The sequence below is a fragment of the Arthrobacter sp. StoSoilB5 genome (genome assembly GCF_019977235.1).
Taxonomy (GTDB): domain Bacteria; phylum Actinomycetota; class Actinomycetes; order Actinomycetales; family Micrococcaceae; genus Arthrobacter.
Genome location: NZ_AP024646.1, coordinates 3,467,894 through 3,487,076 on the forward strand (window position 1 = coordinate 3,467,894; position 19,183 = coordinate 3,487,076).

General features: G+C 62.3%; 17 protein-coding genes and 2 tRNA genes. 3 read left to right on the forward strand and 16 right to left on the reverse strand.

What is annotated here, in order from left to right:
- Positions 1–21 precede the first annotated feature (21 nt).
- Positions 22–1,050, reverse strand: a complete 1,029-nt coding sequence (gene thiL, locus LDN75_RS15665; protein WP_223933297.1) for a thiamine-phosphate kinase — start codon at positions 1,048–1,050, stop codon at positions 22–24.
- Positions 1,051–1,199: 149 nt separating this feature from the next.
- Between thiL and LDN75_RS15670 the strand changes: the two genes are divergently transcribed.
- Entirely contained in the window at positions 1,200–1,709 is a 510-nt protein-coding gene (locus LDN75_RS15670; protein ID WP_223933299.1) for a DUF3515 domain-containing protein, read from the forward strand.
- 11 nt (positions 1,710–1,720) lie between these two features.
- Here LDN75_RS15670 and LDN75_RS15675 read toward each other — a convergent pair whose 3' ends face one another.
- The 6 genes from LDN75_RS15675 to leuC all read right to left on the reverse strand — a co-directional run bounded on the left by LDN75_RS15675 (position 1,721) and on the right by leuC (position 8,357).
- Positions 1,721–2,860, reverse strand: coding sequence for a D-alanine--D-alanine ligase family protein (locus LDN75_RS15675; RefSeq protein WP_223937602.1), 1,140 nt, complete (start codon positions 2,858–2,860; stop codon positions 1,721–1,723).
- Positions 2,860–3,912 carry an NAD(P)H-dependent glycerol-3-phosphate dehydrogenase gene (locus LDN75_RS15680; protein ID WP_223933301.1) on the reverse strand — a complete coding sequence of 351 codons (1,053 nt, stop codon included), beginning with the start codon at positions 3,910–3,912 and terminating at the stop codon, positions 2,860–2,862. Before LDN75_RS15680 ends, LDN75_RS15675 begins: the two co-directional genes overlap by 1 nt.
- Positions 3,909–4,742 carry a lysophospholipid acyltransferase family protein gene (locus tag LDN75_RS15685; protein WP_223933302.1) on the reverse strand — a complete coding sequence of 278 codons (834 nt, stop codon included), beginning with the start codon at positions 4,740–4,742 and terminating at the stop codon, positions 3,909–3,911. Before LDN75_RS15685 ends, LDN75_RS15680 begins: the two co-directional genes overlap by 4 nt.
- Before the next feature lie 11 nt (positions 4,743–4,753).
- Positions 4,754–6,079, reverse strand: a complete 1,326-nt coding sequence (gene murA, locus LDN75_RS15690) for a UDP-N-acetylglucosamine 1-carboxyvinyltransferase (protein WP_223933305.1) — start codon at positions 6,077–6,079, stop codon at positions 4,754–4,756.
- A gap of 217 nt (positions 6,080–6,296) precedes the next feature.
- A complete protein-coding gene (leuD, locus tag LDN75_RS15695) occupies positions 6,297–6,896 on the reverse strand; it encodes a 3-isopropylmalate dehydratase small subunit (protein WP_223933307.1) in 600 nt (199 codons plus the stop codon).
- Positions 6,897–6,905: 9 nt separating this feature from the next.
- Positions 6,906–8,357: a 3-isopropylmalate dehydratase large subunit gene (gene leuC, locus LDN75_RS15700; RefSeq protein WP_223933309.1), complete on the reverse strand. Its 1,452-nt coding sequence runs from the start codon at positions 8,355–8,357 to the stop codon at positions 6,906–6,908.
- A gap of 151 nt (positions 8,358–8,508) precedes the next feature.
- Between leuC and LDN75_RS15705 the strand changes: the two genes are divergently transcribed.
- On the forward strand, positions 8,509–9,228 hold the full coding sequence (locus LDN75_RS15705; protein WP_014922101.1) for an IclR family transcriptional regulator: 720 nt from the start codon (positions 8,509–8,511) through the stop codon (positions 9,226–9,228).
- 27 nt (positions 9,229–9,255) lie between these two features.
- Positions 9,256–9,792, forward strand: coding sequence for a DUF1697 domain-containing protein (locus LDN75_RS15710; RefSeq protein WP_223933311.1), 537 nt, complete (start codon positions 9,256–9,258; stop codon positions 9,790–9,792).
- An 8-nt stretch (positions 9,793–9,800) separates the two neighbouring features.
- On the opposite strand, the gene LDN75_RS15715 is transcribed toward LDN75_RS15710, so the two are convergent.
- From LDN75_RS15715 to LDN75_RS15755, 9 genes are all read right to left on the reverse strand, one after another.
- Positions 9,801–11,420 (reverse strand): GTPase, encoded by a 1,620-nt coding sequence (locus LDN75_RS15715; RefSeq protein ID WP_223933312.1) that lies wholly within the window; start codon positions 11,418–11,420, stop codon positions 9,801–9,803.
- Positions 11,417–13,216 carry a dynamin family protein gene (locus LDN75_RS15720; protein WP_223933314.1) on the reverse strand — a complete coding sequence of 600 codons (1,800 nt, stop codon included), beginning with the start codon at positions 13,214–13,216 and terminating at the stop codon, positions 11,417–11,419. Before LDN75_RS15720 ends, LDN75_RS15715 begins: the two co-directional genes overlap by 4 nt.
- Positions 13,217–13,423: 207 nt before the next feature.
- Positions 13,424–13,496: transfer RNA gene (locus LDN75_RS15725), tRNA-Glu, on the reverse strand.
- 127 nt (positions 13,497–13,623) lie between these two features.
- A tRNA-Gln gene (locus LDN75_RS15730) sits at positions 13,624–13,695 on the reverse strand.
- A 137-nt stretch (positions 13,696–13,832) separates the two neighbouring features.
- Positions 13,833–14,561: an HAD family hydrolase gene (locus tag LDN75_RS15735; protein WP_223933316.1), complete on the reverse strand. Its 729-nt coding sequence runs from the start codon at positions 14,559–14,561 to the stop codon at positions 13,833–13,835.
- Positions 14,562–14,573: 12 nt separating this feature from the next.
- Positions 14,574–16,094: a glutamate--tRNA ligase gene (gene gltX / locus LDN75_RS15740; RefSeq protein ID WP_223933318.1), complete on the reverse strand. Its 1,521-nt coding sequence runs from the start codon at positions 16,092–16,094 to the stop codon at positions 14,574–14,576.
- Between the two features lie 122 nt (positions 16,095–16,216).
- On the reverse strand, positions 16,217–16,993 hold the full coding sequence (locus LDN75_RS15745) for a fumarylacetoacetate hydrolase family protein (RefSeq protein ID WP_223933319.1): 777 nt from the start codon (positions 16,991–16,993) through the stop codon (positions 16,217–16,219).
- A 39-nt stretch (positions 16,994–17,032) separates the two neighbouring features.
- Positions 17,033–17,836, reverse strand: a complete 804-nt coding sequence (locus LDN75_RS15750) for an MBL fold metallo-hydrolase (protein ID WP_223937603.1) — start codon at positions 17,834–17,836, stop codon at positions 17,033–17,035.
- Between the two features lie 208 nt (positions 17,837–18,044).
- Positions 18,045–19,157: a branched-chain amino acid aminotransferase gene (locus tag LDN75_RS15755; RefSeq protein ID WP_223933321.1), complete on the reverse strand. Its 1,113-nt coding sequence runs from the start codon at positions 19,155–19,157 to the stop codon at positions 18,045–18,047.
- Between the last annotated feature and the right edge of the window lie 26 nt (positions 19,158–19,183).

The window sequence follows — 19,183 nt, forward strand, 5'->3', positions numbered from 1 at the left end:
GCGTGCGCATTCGCGGCGATCTTAGTCTGCAAAATGATCCCATCCCACGGTGTCAGCAGCTTGCCCGGCAATCCGGACGCCGCTGCCCTGTGACTGGGCAACGGCCTGAACTGAGCCTATCGCAGTGAAGCCCTGAGGCAGCTGAATTCCCGCTGGGAACGTAGCCAGCAGCCCATGGTCTTCTCCCCCACCGAGAACCCAGGGCATTGAATCAACGCCCAGCAACGCGGCAGCTGGCTCCAGCGGAAGTGTGTGGGTTTTCAAGGCAACGGCGTCGAAGTCCAGGATAACGTTGCTTGCCGCAGCAAGCCTGCCGCCGTCCCGCAACAAGCCATCTGAAATATCCATCATTGCTGTGACCCCCGAACGCGCCGCCAGCGGCCCCGCAGCCAATGGTGGCACAGGGCGGCATTGGCTATCCATAAGTGCCCGTTGCCCGGATGTGAGCTCCTTCAAGGAGACATCGCTTTCCAAGAGAGCCAGTCCGGCTGCAGCACGCCCCAACGTGCCTGCCACCGCCACCACATCTCCGGCCTTCGCCCCGGAACGGAGCACGGGCGCCCGTCCAGCCAACGTACCTACGACGGCGACGGTCACCGCTATTTCTCGTCCACGGCCCAGGTCTCCCCCGGCTACGGAGCAATCAGGAGCGCCGAGCCCGATGATTCCAGCGGTGAGGCCATCTGCGAAGTCCTCAACCCACTCCACAGGTGTGGCTGGCGGCATGGTCAGGCTCACCACCAACGACGTGGCCGTGCCACCCATTGCATTGATATCGCTGAGGTTCTGTGCGGCGGACTTCCAGCCGACGTCGTACCCTGTGGTTCGATAACCGTTGTTCCACTCCAGCCTGAAGTCCTGGTCCTGGGTCTGGGTATCGATGGAGATGAGCGTGCGGCCGTCCGTGGAGGCCACCAAGGCGGCGTCGTCACCGGGACCCAGGAGGATGCTGGGGCTGCTGTTCAGGCGAGGGAAGATCCGGGCCAGGAGCTCGGACTCGGAGAGGTCTCCGACTGTTGGATATTCTGTGGATGGCTGTTTTGGTGGCACGGCTCTACGCTATCGCGACACACCGACAAAATATCGCCGCAGCCTGTGAGGCCCGATCCGGCGGCAATGTGACTCCCGCAACTGTGCTTCAGCCACAAGCCGCATCAACCGCAATCCACCGGGACGCGTGGTCGGGATAGGCTGGACCAATGCACCGAAAGACCCTCCCGCGGACAGCCGTGGCCTTCACCTTGGCCACAATGTCCGTCCTCGCAGTGTCAGCCTGCGCACCCACTGTCGACGTCACGGCGGCCACTGACGCAGCCAATCCCGCCTGCGCACCCATGATGGTGGCGCTCCCGGACAAGATCGGCGACGCCGCGCTTCGCAAGACCAACAGCCAGGCCACGGCAGCATGGGGCGATCCCTCACAGATCATCCTGCGTTGCGGCGTCAACGTCCCCGGGCCAACTACTGACCGCTGCGTCAGTGTCAATGACATCGACTGGGTCATCAAAGAGGGCGATGGCGTCTACACCCTGACCACCTTCGGCCGCGAACCCGCAACCGAAATCCTGGTCGATCCTGTCAAACTGGAAGCCGCCAACATCAGCTCCGCCACAGTCCTCACCGAACTTGCGGCCGCTGCGGGCAAGATTAAAGCCACACGCCACTGCGTCGGCCAGGAAGACCTGCAGAACCTGCCAACCACAAAGTAGTGTTCCCCGGGTTAGCGCAGGCCCGTTTTTCGGGTCAGGGCCAAGTGGATGAGTTCATCGATCAGCTCGGGGTACGCCAGCCCTGAAGCCGCCCACATCTGGGGGTACATGCTCTTTGGAGTGAAGCCCGGCATGGTGTTGATTTCGTTAATGATCAATTCACCAGCCGGAGTATAGAAGAAGTCCACGCGGCTCAGACCTTCCGCGCCCACGGCGTCGAAGGCGACAGCAGCCAATTCCCGTACGCGGGCAATGGCCTCATCCGGCATATCAGCCGGGCAACTCAGTGCAGCGGCACCGTCTTCGACGTATTTGGCAGCAAAGTCATAGAACTGGTGTTCGCCGATAGCCACCGCGATTTCGCCGGGCATGGAGGTGCGCGGCGCGTCGGTGCCCCTGCCTTGCAGGACGGCGCACTCGATTTCGCGCCCGACGATGCCGGCTTCGATGACCAGCTTCAGGTCGTGGCGGCGGGCTTCCTCGATGGCAGCATCCAGGCCCTCCAACGAGTCCACTTTGGAGATTCCCATGGAAGAGCCTGCACGGGCCGGCTTGACGAAGACCGGGAAACCGAGCTTGTCCACGCGCTTGCGGACAGCCTCGGCATCCGTGAGCCATTCGCGATCGGTGACGGCGATGTAAGGACCCACAGTCAGTCCAGCGGCTTCAAAAACTACCTTCATGAAGTGCTTGTCCATGCCCACCGCAGAGGCCAGCACTCCGGCACCAACATAGCGGGTGTCGGATAGTTCCAGGAGACCCTGAATGGTTCCGTCCTCGCCCCAAGGACCATGGAGCAAAGGAAAGACAACGTCCACGGAACCGAGTTCCTCAGGGATGGCATTCGGCGCAGTCACTATGAGCTGGTGCTCGCCGCCCACCTCGGCCAAGGTGACAGTCCGGTCCGACTGCGATACCTCAGGAAGTGCCGACGAACTCAAAGACCACTGGCTGGTATCCCCCGACGCAAGGACCCACTGTCCTGACTTGGCAATGCCAATAGGCACCACATCGTATTTGCTCTTGTCAATGGCACCCATGACGCCTGCCGCCGTCACGCAACTAACAGCGTGTTCGCTGGAACGTCCGCCGAAAAGGACCGCCACACGGGGTCTACGGCCGGTCACGGGGGTGGATTCTTCAGTCACAATCAGTAGTCGCCTTCGGACTTCAGTGCCCGGGCCAGCAATCGCGGCCCCAGGTCATCAACGGACATTTTGCCCTCAAGCACCGCCACAACGGCGGCCGTAATGGGCATTTCGACATTCAGTTTGCCCGCCAACTCGTGCACGGCAGGGCCGGACTTAATGCCTTCAGCGGTTTGCGTCATCTGTTCGGCCACCTGCTCGAGGCTGAGTCCCTCGCCCAACAGCCTTCCAGCTGTGTGATTCCGGGACAGCGCGGAGGAGCACGTCGCAACAAGGTCGCCGAGCCCTGCGAGACCGGCCATGGTGTGGGCTTCTCCACCCAACGCCAGGGCAAGCCGGGACGTCTCGGCAAGTCCGCGCGTGATGACGGAGGCTTTGGTGTTATCCCCCATCTGGCGGCCCTCGCAAATACCCACAGCCAACGCGATGACATTCTTGACGATCCCACCGATCTCCACGCCTACAACGTCGGTGCTGGTGTAGGGACGGAAGTACGGTGCGGTGCAGCAGAGTGCGATTGCGGCGGCGGTATCGGCGTCGCTGCACGCAACCACGGACGCAGTGGGTTGTTCCCTGGCAATCTCCATGGCGAGGTTGGGTCCGGAAACCACCACCACGCGGGATTCCGGGATTCCAAGCTCCTGGGCGATGACCTCGCTCATGCGCGCGTCAGTCCCTAGTTCGAGGCCTTTCATAAGGGAAACGACAATTGCGTCCGGTGCCAGCAGGCGCTTCCATTCACCCAGCTGGGGCCGAAGCGATTGGGCCGGCACTGCCAGGACCACGAGTCCGGCATCCCGCAGGACCTCAGCAACATCCGTGGATGCCGTAACAGCAGGCGGAAGCTCGATATCCTTCAAGTACTGCTCATTGCGGTGCTCAGCATTGATCTGGTCAACCACCCCTGCGCGGCGTCCCCAAATCCGAATCTTCCGCTCCACCCCGCTACTGGCAGCGGCATCGGCCAGGATCTTGGCGAACGTGGTTCCCCAGGATCCCGCGCCCAGGACGGCGACGGTGTCCGGAGCAGGGACAGGGCTTTCACTTACCGTCATTTGCCGCCCTCCGATTCCGGATCCCCAGGAGAAGCTTCGTTGCCAGCGGGTTCAGCAGCCTTTTCTGGCGCTCCACCCGGTGCGGGAGTTGAACCCCGTTCCACGAACCGGCCATGCTTGGCCTGCTTATGGACGGCCGGATCCCACCGTTCGGCGGGTGCCTCCTCACCGCGGAGGGTTGCCAGGAGTCCGGTGACCGCGTCCATGATGACATCAGTAGCTTCAGACAGGGTTGCCCGGTCCATGGGCCGGCCCGCGAAGGAGCTCAGGTCCACGGGATCACCCACCAGAATCCTGACGGTCTTTCGAGGGAAGACGTGGAAGCGTTTGGCGTATCTGGGAAAAACCTCATGCGCACCCCAGTGGGCCATCGGAACAACCGGCGCACCCGTCTGCAACGCGAGCCGGGCAGCACCCGTGTGCCCCTTCATGGGCCACAGGTCCGGATCCCGCGTCAGGGTTCCTTCAGGGTAGATAATGATGGCGCCTCCGGCGTCCACCACCTCTTTGGCCACTTGCAGCGAGCGGTTCGCTCCCGCCGTCGAGCGTTCAACCGGAATCTGTTGGGTCGCCCGCAGCAAAGCTCCCAGCACAGGGGCTTTGAAGAGTCCTGCCTTCGCCAGGAAGTGCGGTGGACGCTTCTGGTTGTACAGCATGTGCCCGATCACAATCGGATCAATCTCGGTGCAGTGGTTCGGTACGGCGATGAAGCCGCCCGCCGGGAGCTTCCCAGTGCCCTCCCACCTCTTGCCCATCAGGACGTTCATCAACGGACGCGCAATGCCCGCCAGGAGCATGAACGTGGCCCGGCTCTTGGCCGATTCCTTCAAAGGGTCCCCCGCTACTTGGTGGTGATGATGTCGAAATCGGCGCCCAGGCCAGCGAGCTTTTCCGTAAAGCGCTCATATCCGCGGTTGATGATATCGATGCCAGTGACCGTGGATGTACCTGTGGCTGCCAGTGCTGCGATGAGGTGGCTGAACCCCCCACGAAGATCCGGGATGTCGATATCGGTGCCCCGCAGGGGGGTCGGACCGGAGATCACTGCAGAATGAAGGAAGTTCCGCTGTCCGAAGCGGCACGGGACGCTGCCGAGGCACTCACGGTGGACCTGGATGTTGGCCCCCATGCGGGCCAGGGCATCCGTGAAGCCGAAACGGTTCTCGTAGACCGTCTCATGCACAATGGACACACCCTCGGCCTGGGTCAGGGCCACCACCAAGGGCTGCTGCCAGTCAGTCATGAAGCCGGGGTGCACGTCCGTCTCCAGGACCAACGGGGAAAGCTTGCCTCCAGGGTGGTAGAAACGGATGCCGTCGTCGCCAATGTCCATGCCGCCCCCCACCTTGCGATAGGTGTTCAGGAAAGTCATCATGTCCCGCTGCGAAGCGCCTTCAACAAAAATGTCGCCACGGGTGACCAGCGCGGCCGAGGCCCAGGACGCTGTTTCGTTGCGGTCCGGAAGGGCCCGGTGGTTATAGCCGCCCAAATCCTTGACACCCTCTATACGGATGGTGCGATCGGTCTGGACGCTGATGATGGCGCCCATCTTCTGCAGCACGGCGATGAGATCGATGATTTCGGGCTCAGTTGCTGCCCCGCTGAGCTCCGTGATTCCTTCCGCCCTCGTAGCGCTCAGCAATACTTGCTCGGTTGCGCCAACAGACGGATACGGAAGGGAAATCTTGGCCCCATGCAGGCCGTTGGGCGCGGAGATGTGGATGCCACCAGGGCGCTTTTCCACAACGGCACCAAACTGGCGCAGGACGTTCAGGTGGTAGTCGATAGGACGATCGCCAATTTTGCAGCCACCAAGGTCTGGAATGAAGGCCTCTCCGATTGCGTGGATCAGTGGACCGCACAGCAGGATCGGAATGCGCGAATCGCCGGCATGCGCGTCAATGGCGGTGCTGGACGCCGTCTTGGCATCCTTGGGATTCAAGGTTAGGTCTCCCGTAGCGGGGTCCTTGACCACAGTCACACCGTGGAGCTTCAGGAGGCTGGTGACAACCTCCACGTCCTTGATTTCCGGCACGTTCCGAAGCACTGATGGTTCGCTGCCCAGCAACGCGGCCACCATGGCCTTGGGCACAAGGTTCTTGGCACCGCGAACGGTCACTCGCCCTGTCAACGGGACGCCACCGCGGATTGTCAGAACACTACTCATCTATACCGGTTTCCTCACGACTACTCGCCCCCCATACTTACAAAGGCTCCAGCTAAGCATAGAAGCTCGGGTTACCTAACCGAAATGGAGCCACCGCGTGGCGGGCACATCCGGCGTCCATCAATCCCCCGAAAAAAAGGACCGGCGAGCCTACCCTAAGGGGCCCGCCGGTCCTGTCCCGCAGCATTCCAGCCGCGGAGGGAAACATCGTGTGGTCTCAGCTTTTCGCCGGGAGCGTCTTCGGCTTGAAGGTAGGCCGTGTGGCCTCGTAGGCCGTGATGTCTTCCTCGTGCTGCAAAGTCAGCCCGATGTCATCAAGGCCCTCCAGGAGGCGCCAGCGCGTGTAATCGTCGATCTCGAACGGAGCCACGACATTGCCGCATTCCACCGTCTTGGAGACCAGGTCCACCTTGACCTCGGTGCCGGGGCTGTTCTCCAGGACCTTCCAGATGAGCTCGATGTCATCCTGTGCCACCTGGGCGGCCAGCAGTCCTTGCTTGCCTGAGTTGCCGCGGAAAATATCGGCAAACCGGGAAGACAGGACAGCTTTGAAGCCGTAGTCCTTCAAAGCCCAGACGGCATGCTCGCGCGATGATCCCGTCCCGAAGTCCGGGCCGGCCACCAGCACGGAGCCGGACGTGAAGGGAGCCTGGTTTAGGATGAATGACTCGTCCTTGCGCCATGCGGCGAACAGGGCGTCTTCGAAGCCTGTGCGCGTGATGCGCTTGAGGTAGACCGCCGGAATGATCTGGTCGGTATCCACATTGCTCTGGCGCAGCGGAACACCGATGCCGGTGTGGGTAGTGAATGCTTCCATGGGATCCTCCTAGACTGCGATTCCGGTCAATGTGCCTGCCGAAGCCGGTTCAAGGTCCGACGGCGAGCTCAACGTTCCGCGAACGGCTGTCGCAGCAGCCACCACGGGAGAGACAAGGTGCGTACGGCCACCCTTGCCCTGGCGACCCTCAAAGTTGCGGTTGGACGTTGATGCGCAGCGCTCCCCCGGTTCCAGCTGGTCCGGGTTCATGCCAAGGCACATGGAGCAACCGGCGAAGCGCCACTCGGCACCGAAATCCTTGAAGATTTTGTCCAGGCCCTCAGCTTCGGCTTCGAGGCGGACACGGGCGGAACCCGGAACTACGAGCATGCGGATATTCGGGTCCTTCTCGCGGCCGCGGATGATGTCAGCGGCAGCACGCAGGTCCTCGATCCGGGAGTTGGTGCAAGAGCCCAGGAAGACCGTATCCACACGGATGTCCTTCATGGGGGTGCCTGCCTCGAGGCCCATGTACTGCAGCGCGCGCTCCGCGGCGGCTTTGGCGTTCTCGTCGCCAAAGTCCTCAGGGGCCGGAACCTTGGCCGAGAGGGAAACGCCCTGGCCGGGGTTGGTGCCCCAGGTGACAAACGGCTCCAGGGTGTTGGCATCGAGGTCCACTTCGACGTCGAACGCAGCGTCGGCGTCGGTGTGCAGGGTGTTCCAGTACTCGATCGCGGCGTCCCAGTCATCGCCTTCGGGCGCATGCGGACGGCCCTGCATGTAGTCGTAGGTGATCTGGTCCGGAGCAACCATGCCGGCACGCGCGCCAGCCTCGATGGACATGTTGCAGATGGTCATGCGCGCATCCATGGACAGGGCCCGAATCGCGGATCCGCGGTATTCCAGGACATAGCCCTGGCCTCCACCGGTACCGATCTTGGCGATGACCGCCAGGATGATGTCCTTCGCGGTGACGCCCGGGCGCAGCGTGCCCTCCACGTTGATCGCCATCGTCTTGAACGGCTTCAAGGACAGCGTCTGGGTTGCCATGACGTGCTCGACCTCAGAGGTTCCGATGCCCATGGCCAGCGCGCCGAAGGCACCGTGCGTGGAGGTGTGGGAGTCGCCGCACACCACAGTCATGCCCGGCTGGGTCAGACCCAGCTGCGGACCCACGACGTGCACGATGCCCTGTTCCTTATCCCCCAGCGAGTGCAGGCGGACGCCGAACTCCTTGCAGTTGGCGCGCAGCGTCTCAATCTGCGTGCGGCTGGTCAGGTCCGCAATGGGCTTGTCAATGTCCAGGGTGGGAGTGTTGTGGTCTTCCGTCGCAATGGTGAGGTCTGTGCGCCGGAGCTTGCGGCCAGCCAAGCGCAGCCCCTCGAAGGCCTGCGGTGACGTCACCTCGTGGACCAAGTGCAAGTCAATGAAAAGAAGGTCGGGCTGGGCGTTGGCTCCTTCGCCTTCACCCTTGCGCACCACGTGCGCGTCCCAGACTTTCTCGGCCAGTGTCTTTCCCACGGCCTTGCTCCCTTCACTGAAGTTGGATGGTCTTCATCCACTGAACTGTTCTTCCAAGCACTGAACTCTTGCAACCACTGAACCAGCACGGTCGCAAAATAGGCCAGTGAAACAACTTGCATCTCAGATATTGAGACGGCAATATCATTACATGGACAATTCTAGTGGAGTCGGTGTCATTGATAAAGCGGCCCAAGTACTCGATGCCCTCGAGGCCGGGCCCACGACACTCGCACAGCTTGTAGCGGCTACGGGGCTCGCCCGGCCCACCGTTCACCGGCTCGCGCTGGCCTTGGTCCACCACCGCCTGGTCAGTCGCGACATCCAGGGGCGGTTCGTCCTCGGCAGCCGCCTGGTGGAACTCGCATCCGCGGCTGGTGAAGACCGGCTCATCGCTTCCGCGGGGCCAGTACTTATCCAACTGCGTGACGCTACCGGCGAGAGTGCCCAGATTTTCCGCAGGCAGGGCGATTGGCGCGTGTGCGTTGCCTCTGCGGAGCGGCCGATCGGCCTGCGCGATACCATTCCGGTGGGCACCCAACTGTCCATGAAGGCCGGCTCCGCGGCGCAGGTCCTCCTCGCCTGGGAAGACCACGACCGCCTGCTGGAAGGACTCCAGAACGCCCGCTTTACGCCCACCGTCCTGGCAGGAGTACGACGCCGGGGCTGGGGTCAGAGCCTTGGCGAACGCGAGCCTGGGGTCGCCTCGGTTTCCGCTCCCGTCCGCGGACCCTCCGGAAGGGTCATAGCTGCGGTTTCCATCTCAGGTCCGATTGAGCGCCTAACGCGCCAACCCGGACGGCTGCACGCCGAGGTTGTCTGCAATGCCGCCCGGGTACTTACCGAAGCCTTGCGCAAGAACAACGACTAGACCCGCTGTCTTTGAAGGGGGACGTCCATGAACACCTATGCCGTATTCCTCCGGGGCATCAACGTCGGCGGGATCAACATCAAGATGGCCGAGCTGAAATCAGCACTTAAGGCCTACCCGTTCTCTGACGTCAAGACACTGCTGGCCAGTGGAAACGTTGTCCTGAAGAGTGACTTGAGTCTCAAGGACGTCAAGGCCCAGTTCGAAAAGTGCCTGCGTGATTCCTTCGGCTACGACGCCTGGGTTGTTGTCCTCACTTCTTCGCGTGTGGCCGAACTCGTGGATGCCTGCCCGTACCCCGCCGACGACAAGACCACGCACAGCTACATAACGCTCGCCTCTGACAGGAACATGCTGGACGAACTCTTTGAGGCCGGCGAAGCCCTTGGTGGCGTGGAACAGGTGCGGCTTGGACCGGAAGCTTCCGCATGGCTTTCACCCGCCGGGGGAACGTTGGAAAGTCCCTTCAGCAAACTTTCCGCCAAACCGCGCTACAAGGCCAGCACCACAACGCGCAACCTTCGGACCCTTGTCAAAGTCAGGGACGCAGCCTCGGACCTTTAGCTGCACACCTACCGTCCGCGCGCGGTTCTTAGTGCAGTATTGAAGGCGCTCAACCTGGCAATTTCCACCTCAACAGGTTCCACAATGCGCTGCTCGGCCACACCTGCGATAGCCGCTTTCAGTCTTTTGGCCACCCCTTTGGCGCGCAGGCGCGCGGCCCAGCCGCCGATGATTCTGCCGAAGACCGCGAGAACAATCCCCAGAATCACTCCGCTGGCCACCATCAACGTAGGCCAGGGCCATCCCTCGGTCCGCGGCACCTCGGGCACGGGCATTTGGAAATAGCCGAGCACGGCCAGGACCCCAAGCCAACCAAGGCCACCGACGGCCAGGAGAAGTGCGATCCATTGAAGTGAGTTGAACAACAACCACCAGAACGGGCGTTTTGATGTTTTGAGATCCGTCCCAGCGATGGCTTGGTCCAGGGCATCCGGCAGTTGCTCGCGGCCTTCCCTGGCCACACCACGGATGGACGCCCTCCACGGGCCAGGAGCGCCTTCCGAAGCCTCATCCACAAAATCACGCACCGCGGCATCCGTCCTCGCACGTTCGGGTGCGCCCGCCACCGGCAAGGAAGTCCGGTTGAGTTCGGGCCTGGCGTCCTGCCTGCCCAGGTTCAGCCTCCGCAGGGGATCAGGCCGGAAGCGCAGCAACCAGCGCGTCACGGGCCATCCCGTCCTGCGCGCCGATTCCCTCTTGAAGGATCGCGCTACCGCATCAACCACCACAGGTACGTTGGCCGCCGTCGACAATTCATTGGCGAGTTTAGCCTTGGTGTTTGCCTTGACGCCGCGAGCCTCGCCTGCACCTGAAACCTGGGACAGTTCGACGGCAGCCTTGGAGACGTCGGCAGCAAGGCGTTTTGTGGTGGCCTCCCTCTGGAGCACGACGTCCCGGATGGCACCACGGACGGCATCGATGCCTTCGCCAGTCAGTGCCGAGGCGCCCAAGACCCGAACGTCATCCAGACCGTCGCGCTCCAGGATTCCTTTCAGGGAATTAAGCACATCAGCGGTGTCAGCATCGTTAAGCTTGTCTATTTGGTTCAAGACAACAAACGTGACTGCTCCATGGGAAGCCATCGGGCGCAGGAAGTCGTTGTGCACGGCGGCATCCGCATACTTCTGCGGGTCCAGCACCCAGACCAGGACGTCCACCATCCCTACCAGTCGCTGGACAATCTGCCGATTCTCCACTTTCGTTGAGTCAAAGTCAGGAAGATCAAGCAGGATCAGGCCGCTCTCAGCGTTGGCCAGGCCTGGGCCCTCGGGCAGGCTGTGCCGCTCCTGTACTCCGAGCCAGTCCAGCAGGGGTCCGCTGCCTTCCTCGCCCCAGATGCCTGCCAACGGCGCGGACGTTGTGGGCCTGCGGGCCGCGGCGGTAGCAAGATTGCTGCCGGAGACGGCATTGAACAAAGACGACTTGCCACTTCCTGTGGCTCCGAAGAAGCCGACGACCGTGTGCCCTGCCGACAACGAGCGTCTGGACGTGGCCCGCTCAAGGACCTCATATACGGATTGCAGTTCCTGCTCTGGCAGAACCCCTTCGGCAAGTTCCCGTGCGGTGTTGAGTGCTTCGAGCCGCCGCTGGAGCTGGGACGATTCCCGGATCTGGCTGTGCCGGCTCATGCTGCCCCCGCCAGTCGGCGGAGGGCCTGGGCGTGGCGGGCGAGGTCCATCCCGCCGCGCACGTCGCCGGGGTAGGGACCCGCGGCATCGAGGCGGCCGAGGAACCTGTCCCGCTCTTCCTCGAGAAGGCGTTGGCAGGAGGTCTGGAGATCGGCTCTGGCCTGTTGGGCCAGCCGCCGGACGGCATCCTCACCGAAGACAGCTTCAAGCAACTTCTGCCCCACAACAGCCGTTCCACCGGCAATACCTATCTCCAATCCCGTCAAACCGGCAGTCATGGAGAAAACCACCACCATCAGCGCTGCGCCAAGCCCGTTAACGCCGAAGGAGAGCCAACGGGCCTGCGTGCGTTTTTCCTGACCTTGGGTGCGGATCAGTTCCATGAGTCCTTCCTGCCAGGAGCGGATGGCGCCAGCGGCCTTCGCATCAAAGCCGGGACTGGTCCCTGATAGATCTGCGGCACCCAGGAGCTGGCGGCCAGCCGTATCCGAGCGCCAGCGCCTGTCGACGTTTTCTGCGGCATTGGCGGCCTCATCAAGAATCACGGCTTGCAAACCTGTCTCGATCGCGGTCTCCACTTTCACAGCCGGGGCGGGTTCACCTCTGAAGAATGCTCCCATCCGGTCCCGCATACGCCCTATGTTCTGCTCCAGTGCACGGAAGAATTCACCCGTGCCCACAAAATCCTGCCATCGCGCCAGCACTTCCCCGCGGAGCAGGGCGCCGTCCTTGGTCGCTTCCAGAATGCGCAGTAGGGCGTCGTCGTATTCGTGAACGCAGGCCGAGCGCAGCTCACGGGCGGCCGCATCCTGGGCCGCAGCCGCAGCTGCAATAGCTTCAAGCCGGGCGCTCACTGCTTTGATGGCACCATTGAGCGTACGCCTTGCAACGTGTGCTCGTCCGGCCGCATCAGCGGCAAGGCTGGCAAGCCAAAGTCTCAATCCGCTGACAGCTTCGGGCGGCAGCATTCCCAAATCGTCCAAACCACTTTCCTGCACCACGAAGAGTTCCGCAGCAGCCAGGCCCTGACGATCCAACATCGCCTTTAGGTCCGTCCTGACTTCTTCCTCCGCTGCCGGTGGCACGCGGTCCAGCACCACGGCGACCGTGATGTCCCGCGAAGCCGCATCCAGGAGCAGACGCCACGGGACGGCGTCGGCGTATCTGTTTGCCGTGGTGACGAACACCCAAAGGTCCGCTGCGGCGAGCAGCTGGCCTGCGAGCCTCCGGTTGTTGTCGGAAATCGAATCGACGTCGGGCGCATCCAGAATCGCCAGGCCCTGGGGCACGTGGTCGTGCCCCACGAGCACGAGGGACGTGATTGCCTGGGCATCCGGTGCGATCCCGGCTTGATTTGCAGGCAACGGGTCCGTGGAAACCCTGCCCCTGATCCGCTCCAGGTTGGGAAGTATGCGCTGGCCCTCAAACCACTCCGCGTCCTGCGGGTGGTGCAGGAGAATGGGCTGGCGGGTCGTGGGCCTGATGGCCCCGGCACGTGTCACCGGGGAGCCCACCAGCGCGTTAACCAGCGTCGACTTACCGGCACCGGTAGAACCGCCGACGACGGCCAGCAGAGGAGCGTCCAGGCTGCGGTACCTGGGAATCACGTAGTCGTCGAGCTGGGCAAGGGTCTCCCTGATCCAGCGGCGCCCCTCTTCGGCTTCGGGCAGGGCCAAAGGCAGGGCGAGGCCGGCTAGTTCCGTACGCGCTGCTTCAAGGGTGTTGACAGCATCAGCCTGCGCTTTGGTCGGGACAGGACTGAGCCCTGCTCTTGTCGGCTCTTCATGTGCGGTCACAGCATCATCATGCCAGCCCAATGGCCGCCTGCGGCTCAGCGGGAGTGTCGGCTTGGCGGGAATGTCCATTTGGCCAGACTGTCCGATTGCGTGTGCGGCCTGCCTGGGCGTTCCATTGATAATCCCCTGGCCTATCCCCGCACCTGGCCGGAAATGCGTTTAAACCAAGAAATCCCCCGGAACCGAAGTTCCGGGGGGATTTGTTTGTGACCCCAGCGGGATTCGAACCCGCGTTACCGCCGTGAGAGGGCGGCGTACTAGGCCGCTATACGATGGGGCCTTGCACTTTTTTGTCGCCGTTTCCGGCGATCAAGCTGAATGAGTATTTCATACTTTCAGCTCTCTTCCAAATCGGCTAAGCGAAGTGGAATTCCGATTTTCCGCTGCAATAGCGCGGAATTTCAGAGCTGGGATACCAGGACTCGAACCTAGAATGACGGTACCAGAAACCGTAGTGTTGCCAATTACACCATATCCCAAAGTGACTTTTGGACCGGAGTTCCTTGCCTCGGTTTCCCTTGGCTTTTCCCTCCGTGCCCCTCAGCACGAGTAATGACTCTACCGGAGTCTTGCCACCTGCACAAATCGCAAGGCCGTAACCTGCATCACATGGATATCAGGCCGCAGACGGTGCCTTGACGAGCAGTCTCGACAGGGAATCGACCTGGCGCCCGGCGAACTCTTCCACCAATTCCCCGGTCCTGTTCAGCCACACGCCAATCAGGCCTGCTGCCGTTGCGCCGTCCGCGTCAAGAAGCCGGTTGTCCCCGACATAGAGTGTCTCCGCCGGCTCCGTGCCCAGCAACCGGACGCCCTCAAGGTAGATAGCAGGGTCCGGCTTCGGCACGCCCACAGTGTCCGTCCCCACGAGGATTTTGATCCTGGACAGGCCTGCTCCGTCCAACTTGGCCCGTTGGTAGTCATGAACGTTGTTGCTGACAGCGCCGTACGGAACGTCCGCGGCGTCGAGCGCGTCAAGCACGCCAGCTACGTCGTCGAAAGGGCGCACGTAGGCCGTCTGCCGCTGATGGTACTCGGCAACCCACGACTGCGATTCCTCACCGTCTCCGAGCTCCACGCCAAAATGGCCCAGCGCTGCCCGGCCCCTCAAAAGGCGCTGCTCATTGAAGGTCAGCTCACCGGCAAGGTAACGGTCATAGAAGTGCGTTGTTTCGTGGGTGAAGATACGGCCGAACTTCACCCACCCGGCCTGGTCAAGGCCGGGCAGGAGATGCTCGCTGACATCACGCAGGGCTGTTGTCATGGCGTACTCAAGGTCCACCAAGGTGTCGTCGATGTCGAAAAGAACACCGCGGACAGTTCCGAAGGAACTTGCAATAGCCATGACCGCTGCCGCCTAGCCCCGGAACGCGCGAACGCGCGCGAGTGAGGAGTCCTTGCCCAGGATCACCATCGACTCGAACAGCGGAGGAGAAATACGCCGGCCTGAAATAGCGGTGCGTACCGGTCCAAAAGCAGCGCGGGGCTTGATGCCAAGGTCCTCGACCAATGCCTGCTTGAGCGCCGTCTGAATGTTCTCAGCCGTCCATTCCTCTATGGGCTCCAGCGCAGCGAGTGCCGCATCAAGCACTTCCTGCAGATTCTCCGGCAGCCCCTTGCGGGCGTCGTCTGCAATATCAATCGCGTCATCAGCCTTGAAGAGGAAGGCCAGCATCTCTGGAGCCTCACCCAGCAAGGTGATGCGCTCCTGAACCAACGGAGCTGCCTCGGCGAGGATCTCCTCCTGCCGGGAGGTCAGGATCTCTCCCACGAAGCCTTCAGCGCGAAGATAAGGGACGAGCCTCTGCTTGAAATCCTCCGGCTCGAGCAGGCGCACGTGGGTCCCATTGATGGCTTCAGCTTTCTTGAGGTCGAAGCGCGCCGGGTTACCCAGGACATCGTGGATGTCGAAGTTGGCCACAAGCTGCTCAACGCTGAAGATGTCCTCGTCCGCGCTCAGGGACCAGCCCAGCAGCGAAAGGTAGTTGAGGAGTCCCTCGGGGATGAAGCCACGCTCGCGGTGCAGGAACAGGCTGGATTCGGGGTCCCGCTTGGACAGCTTCTTGTTTCCCTGGCCCATCACATAAGGCAGGTGACCGAACTCCGGCATGTACTCCGCCACGCCGATGGCGTAGAGCGCGCGGTACAGCGCGATCTGTCGGGGCGTGGAACTCAGGAGGTCCTCGCCTCGGAGGATGTGGGTAATGCCCATGAGGGCGTCGTCCACCGGGTTGACCAGAGTGTAGAGAGGGGCACCGTTGGCACGGACCACGGCGAAGTCCGGAACTGAGCCGGCTTTGAACGTGATCTCGCCTCGAACGAGGTCGTTGAAAGTCAGGTCCTCATCCGGCATGCGCAGGCGCAGCACGGCATCGCGGCCTTCGGCCTTGAACTGTGCAAGCTGTTCCTCGGTCATGTGGCGGTCGAAGCCGTCATAGCCCAGCTTCGGATCGCGGCCAGCTGCCCGATGGCGGGCTTCGATCTCGTCCGGCGTGGAGTAGGACTCGTAAACGTGTCCCCCGGCCTTGAGCTTGGCGATGACGTCCTGGTAGATATCTCCGCGCTGTGACTGGCGGTACGGCTCATGCGGTCCGCCTACCTCGACGCCCTCATCCCAGTCGATACCGAGCCATTTGAGGGCATCGAGCAGCTGGTGGTAGCTCTCCTCGCTGTCGCGGGCAGAATCAGTGTCCTCGATCCGGAAGATCAGCTTGCCACCGGTGTGGCGCGCATAAGCCCAGTTGAACAGGGCAGTGCGGATCAGGCCAACGTGCGGCGTTCCCGTAGGTGACGGGCAGAAGCGGACGCGGACTGGAGTCTCGGCGTTGACGGCAGGGATGGCGCTGGGGGCAGCGTTGGACGCAGAAGCAGTAGTCATAGTGCTTCAACTTTACCGCTTGATATTGGGCCGGTAGCCCGCCGGAAAGGCTCGACGACGGCCCCTTACCTTTCGTGCGAAAGGTCCGCGCCGTCGTCGAGCATTTTGCCCTGGTCCGGCGGCTAGCGGCGAACCACCGGGTTGGACAGGCGGCCGATGCCTTCAATCTCCACTTCGAAGCGGTCGCCCTCATTGACCAGGCCCACGCCGGCAGGCGTCCCGGTCATGATGACATCGCCCGGAAGGAGCGTAAAGGCCTGGGAGACGATCGAGACGAGCTCACGCACGCCGCGGATCATCTGCTTGGTGCTGCCGTCCTGCCGAAGTTCACCATTGAGCCGGCCCTGAATGGAGAGGTCTTCAGGATCAAGTTCAGTTTCGATCCACGGGCCGAGCGGAGCGGAGGTGTCAAAGCCCTTGGCACGGGCCCACTGGAGGTCGGTCTTCTGGACGTCCCGGGCCGTGAGGTCGTTTCCGCAGGTGTAACCAAAAATGACGTCGTCGGCGCGTTCCTCGGGGACGTCCTTGCAAATACGGCCGATGATGACGCACAGCTCAGCCTCGAAGGAGACCTCATCGGAGAATTCCGGGAGGACGATCGGATCGTTTGGCCCGATGACGGAGGTGTTCGGCTTGAGGAAGAGCAACGGATGTTGGGGAACCTCGTTGCCGAGCTCAGCAGCATGCTCGGCAAAATTGCGCCCAACGCCGATCACTTTGCTACGCGGAATGATCGGGGCAAGGAGCCGCACATCCTCAAGCTTGTGCTTAACGTGGGTACGTTCGACGCCGTTGAAGAAGGGATCGCCGTGGATGACAGTGATTTCCTCACTGCCGGGCTCGCCTTCAACAACGCCATAAAGGGGATCAGAATCAACTACAAACCGGGCGATACGCATGGGCTCAAGCCTACCGTCCGGCGGATAGGCGTTCGCCCGCTAGCTACGAAGGTAATCCAGCTGGGCCGCAACCGAAGTCTCGGCTGCCCACCTGACGGAAGGATCGACGTCGGGATAAACCGCATCAGTCACCGCAGCAATGGGCGCGTCCTGGCCGAGCTGTTCAAGTGCAGCCCTGATCTGGTCGAGCCGCTGCTGACGATGTTCGCGGTATTCGCGGCATTTCACGTCCAAGGCTTCAAGCACCGGGCCGTGGGCAGGAAGAAGCGTTGCCGGGCCCAGGGATTCAAGCCGGTCCAGGCTGGCGAGGTAATCGCCCAATCGGCCATCGGGGTAGTCCAGCACCGTGGTGCCGCGGCCGAGGATCGTGTCACCAGTGAGGACTGACCCATTTGGGCCGTCTGCGGGGAGATGGAAGCAAAGGGAATCCGACGTGTGGCCGGGCGTTGCCACGACACGGATCTCCACGCCGCCAGCGTGCAGGACTTCGCCGTCCACCAGAGGCTCGCCGCCGTGGCAGTACTCAACAGCAGCGGCCCGGACGGGAGCACCTGTCAGTTCATGGAACCTTGCAGACGCGGCTGTGTGATCAGCATGACGGTGCGTAATAAGCACGACGTCGACGACGCCCGCCGCTGCCAGCTCAGCCAAATGCCTCTCGTCTTCCGGGCCGGGATCCACTACGGCAACATGGCCGGAATCCGCGGCGCCGATGACGTAGGAGTTGGTGCCATCCAAGCTCATCGGGCCCGGGTTTGGTGCCAGCCGGAAGCGGGTGAGGCTGCTGCTTCGTTGCAGTGCAGGGGTGTAGCCACCGGCAGGTGAGTCGTTGGAAGTCCCCATGGATTCTGAAGTCACTGTCCCATCTTGCACCACCACCGACGCTCTCTCACATCCTGTCCACTTCCCACCGACGCCCTCTCACATCCTGTCCACTTTCCACCGACGCCCTGTCCCTGGGCATGGCAACGGCGGCCCTTCCGCTTGTCTGCCAAGTGGAAGGGCCGCCGTCGTTCGCTTTTTGCTGTGTCCTGGACTGGTTGTGCTCGGACTAGACCAGGCGGGTAAGCCAGCCGTGGGTGTCCTCGATGGTACCGGTCTGTATACCCAGGAGCTGCTGGCGGATGGCCATAGTGGTTTCACCGGCCTTGGCGTCCTCGGATCCGATGAATTCCGTGGCGTCCTTCAGGACACCGATCGGGGTGATGACAGCCGCCGTACCGCAAGCGAAGACTTCGGCGATCTCGCCCGAAGCAACTCCGTCGCGCCACTCGTCGAGTGTGATCTTGCGCTCGGCAACCTCCCGACCCATGTCCTTCGCAACCTGAATGACGGAAGAGCGCGTTACGCCCTCCAGGATGGTGCCGGTCAGGGCAGGAGTAACCAGGGAGCCGTCCTTCATGACGAAGAAGACGTTCATGCCACCGAGTTCTTCCACGGCGTCGTCGTTGAAGTGGTCCAGGAAAAGCACCTGCTTACAGCCGTTGGCCTCGGCTTCCTGCTGGGCAATCAAGGAAGCAGCGTAATTGCCGCCGCACTTGGCTGCACCTGTTCCGCCGCGGCCCGCGCGAGCATATTCACGGGATATCCAGATGGAAACGGGCTTCAGCTCGCCGCCGAAGTAGTTACCCGCGGGAGACGCAATGACGCGGAAGGACACTTCCCGGGCAGCCCGCACACCGAGGAAGGCCTCGGTGGCGATCATGAACGGGCGCAGGTACAGCGCTTCGCCATCGCCGGAAGGAACCCATTCCTTGTCCGCCTGGACGAGCTCACGGATGGCGCCCAGGAAATATTCCTCGGGCAGTTCCGGGAGAGCCAGGCGACGGGCGGATTTGTTCAGGCGGGCGGCGTTCGCTTCCGGACGGAAGGTCCACACGGAACCGTCTGCGTGGCGGTATGCCTTAAGGCCCTCGAAGATCTCCTGGCCGTAGTGCAGCACTGCAGCCGAGGGATCCAGGGAAATAGGTCCGTAGGGCTCGATCCGGGCGTTCTGCCAACCACCATTGCCATCGGCGTCGACTTTGTAGTCAACGACGGCGGTGTGGTCGGTGAAGTAATCGCCAAAGCCTGGGTTCGCCAGGACGGCTGCACGCTCCTCAGCAGACTTCGGGGTTTCCGAAAGCTGCTGGCTGAATTCGACGCCGTGGGCAGTCTGAGTCATGTTTCCTCCACAGTCAGCTATCTGGT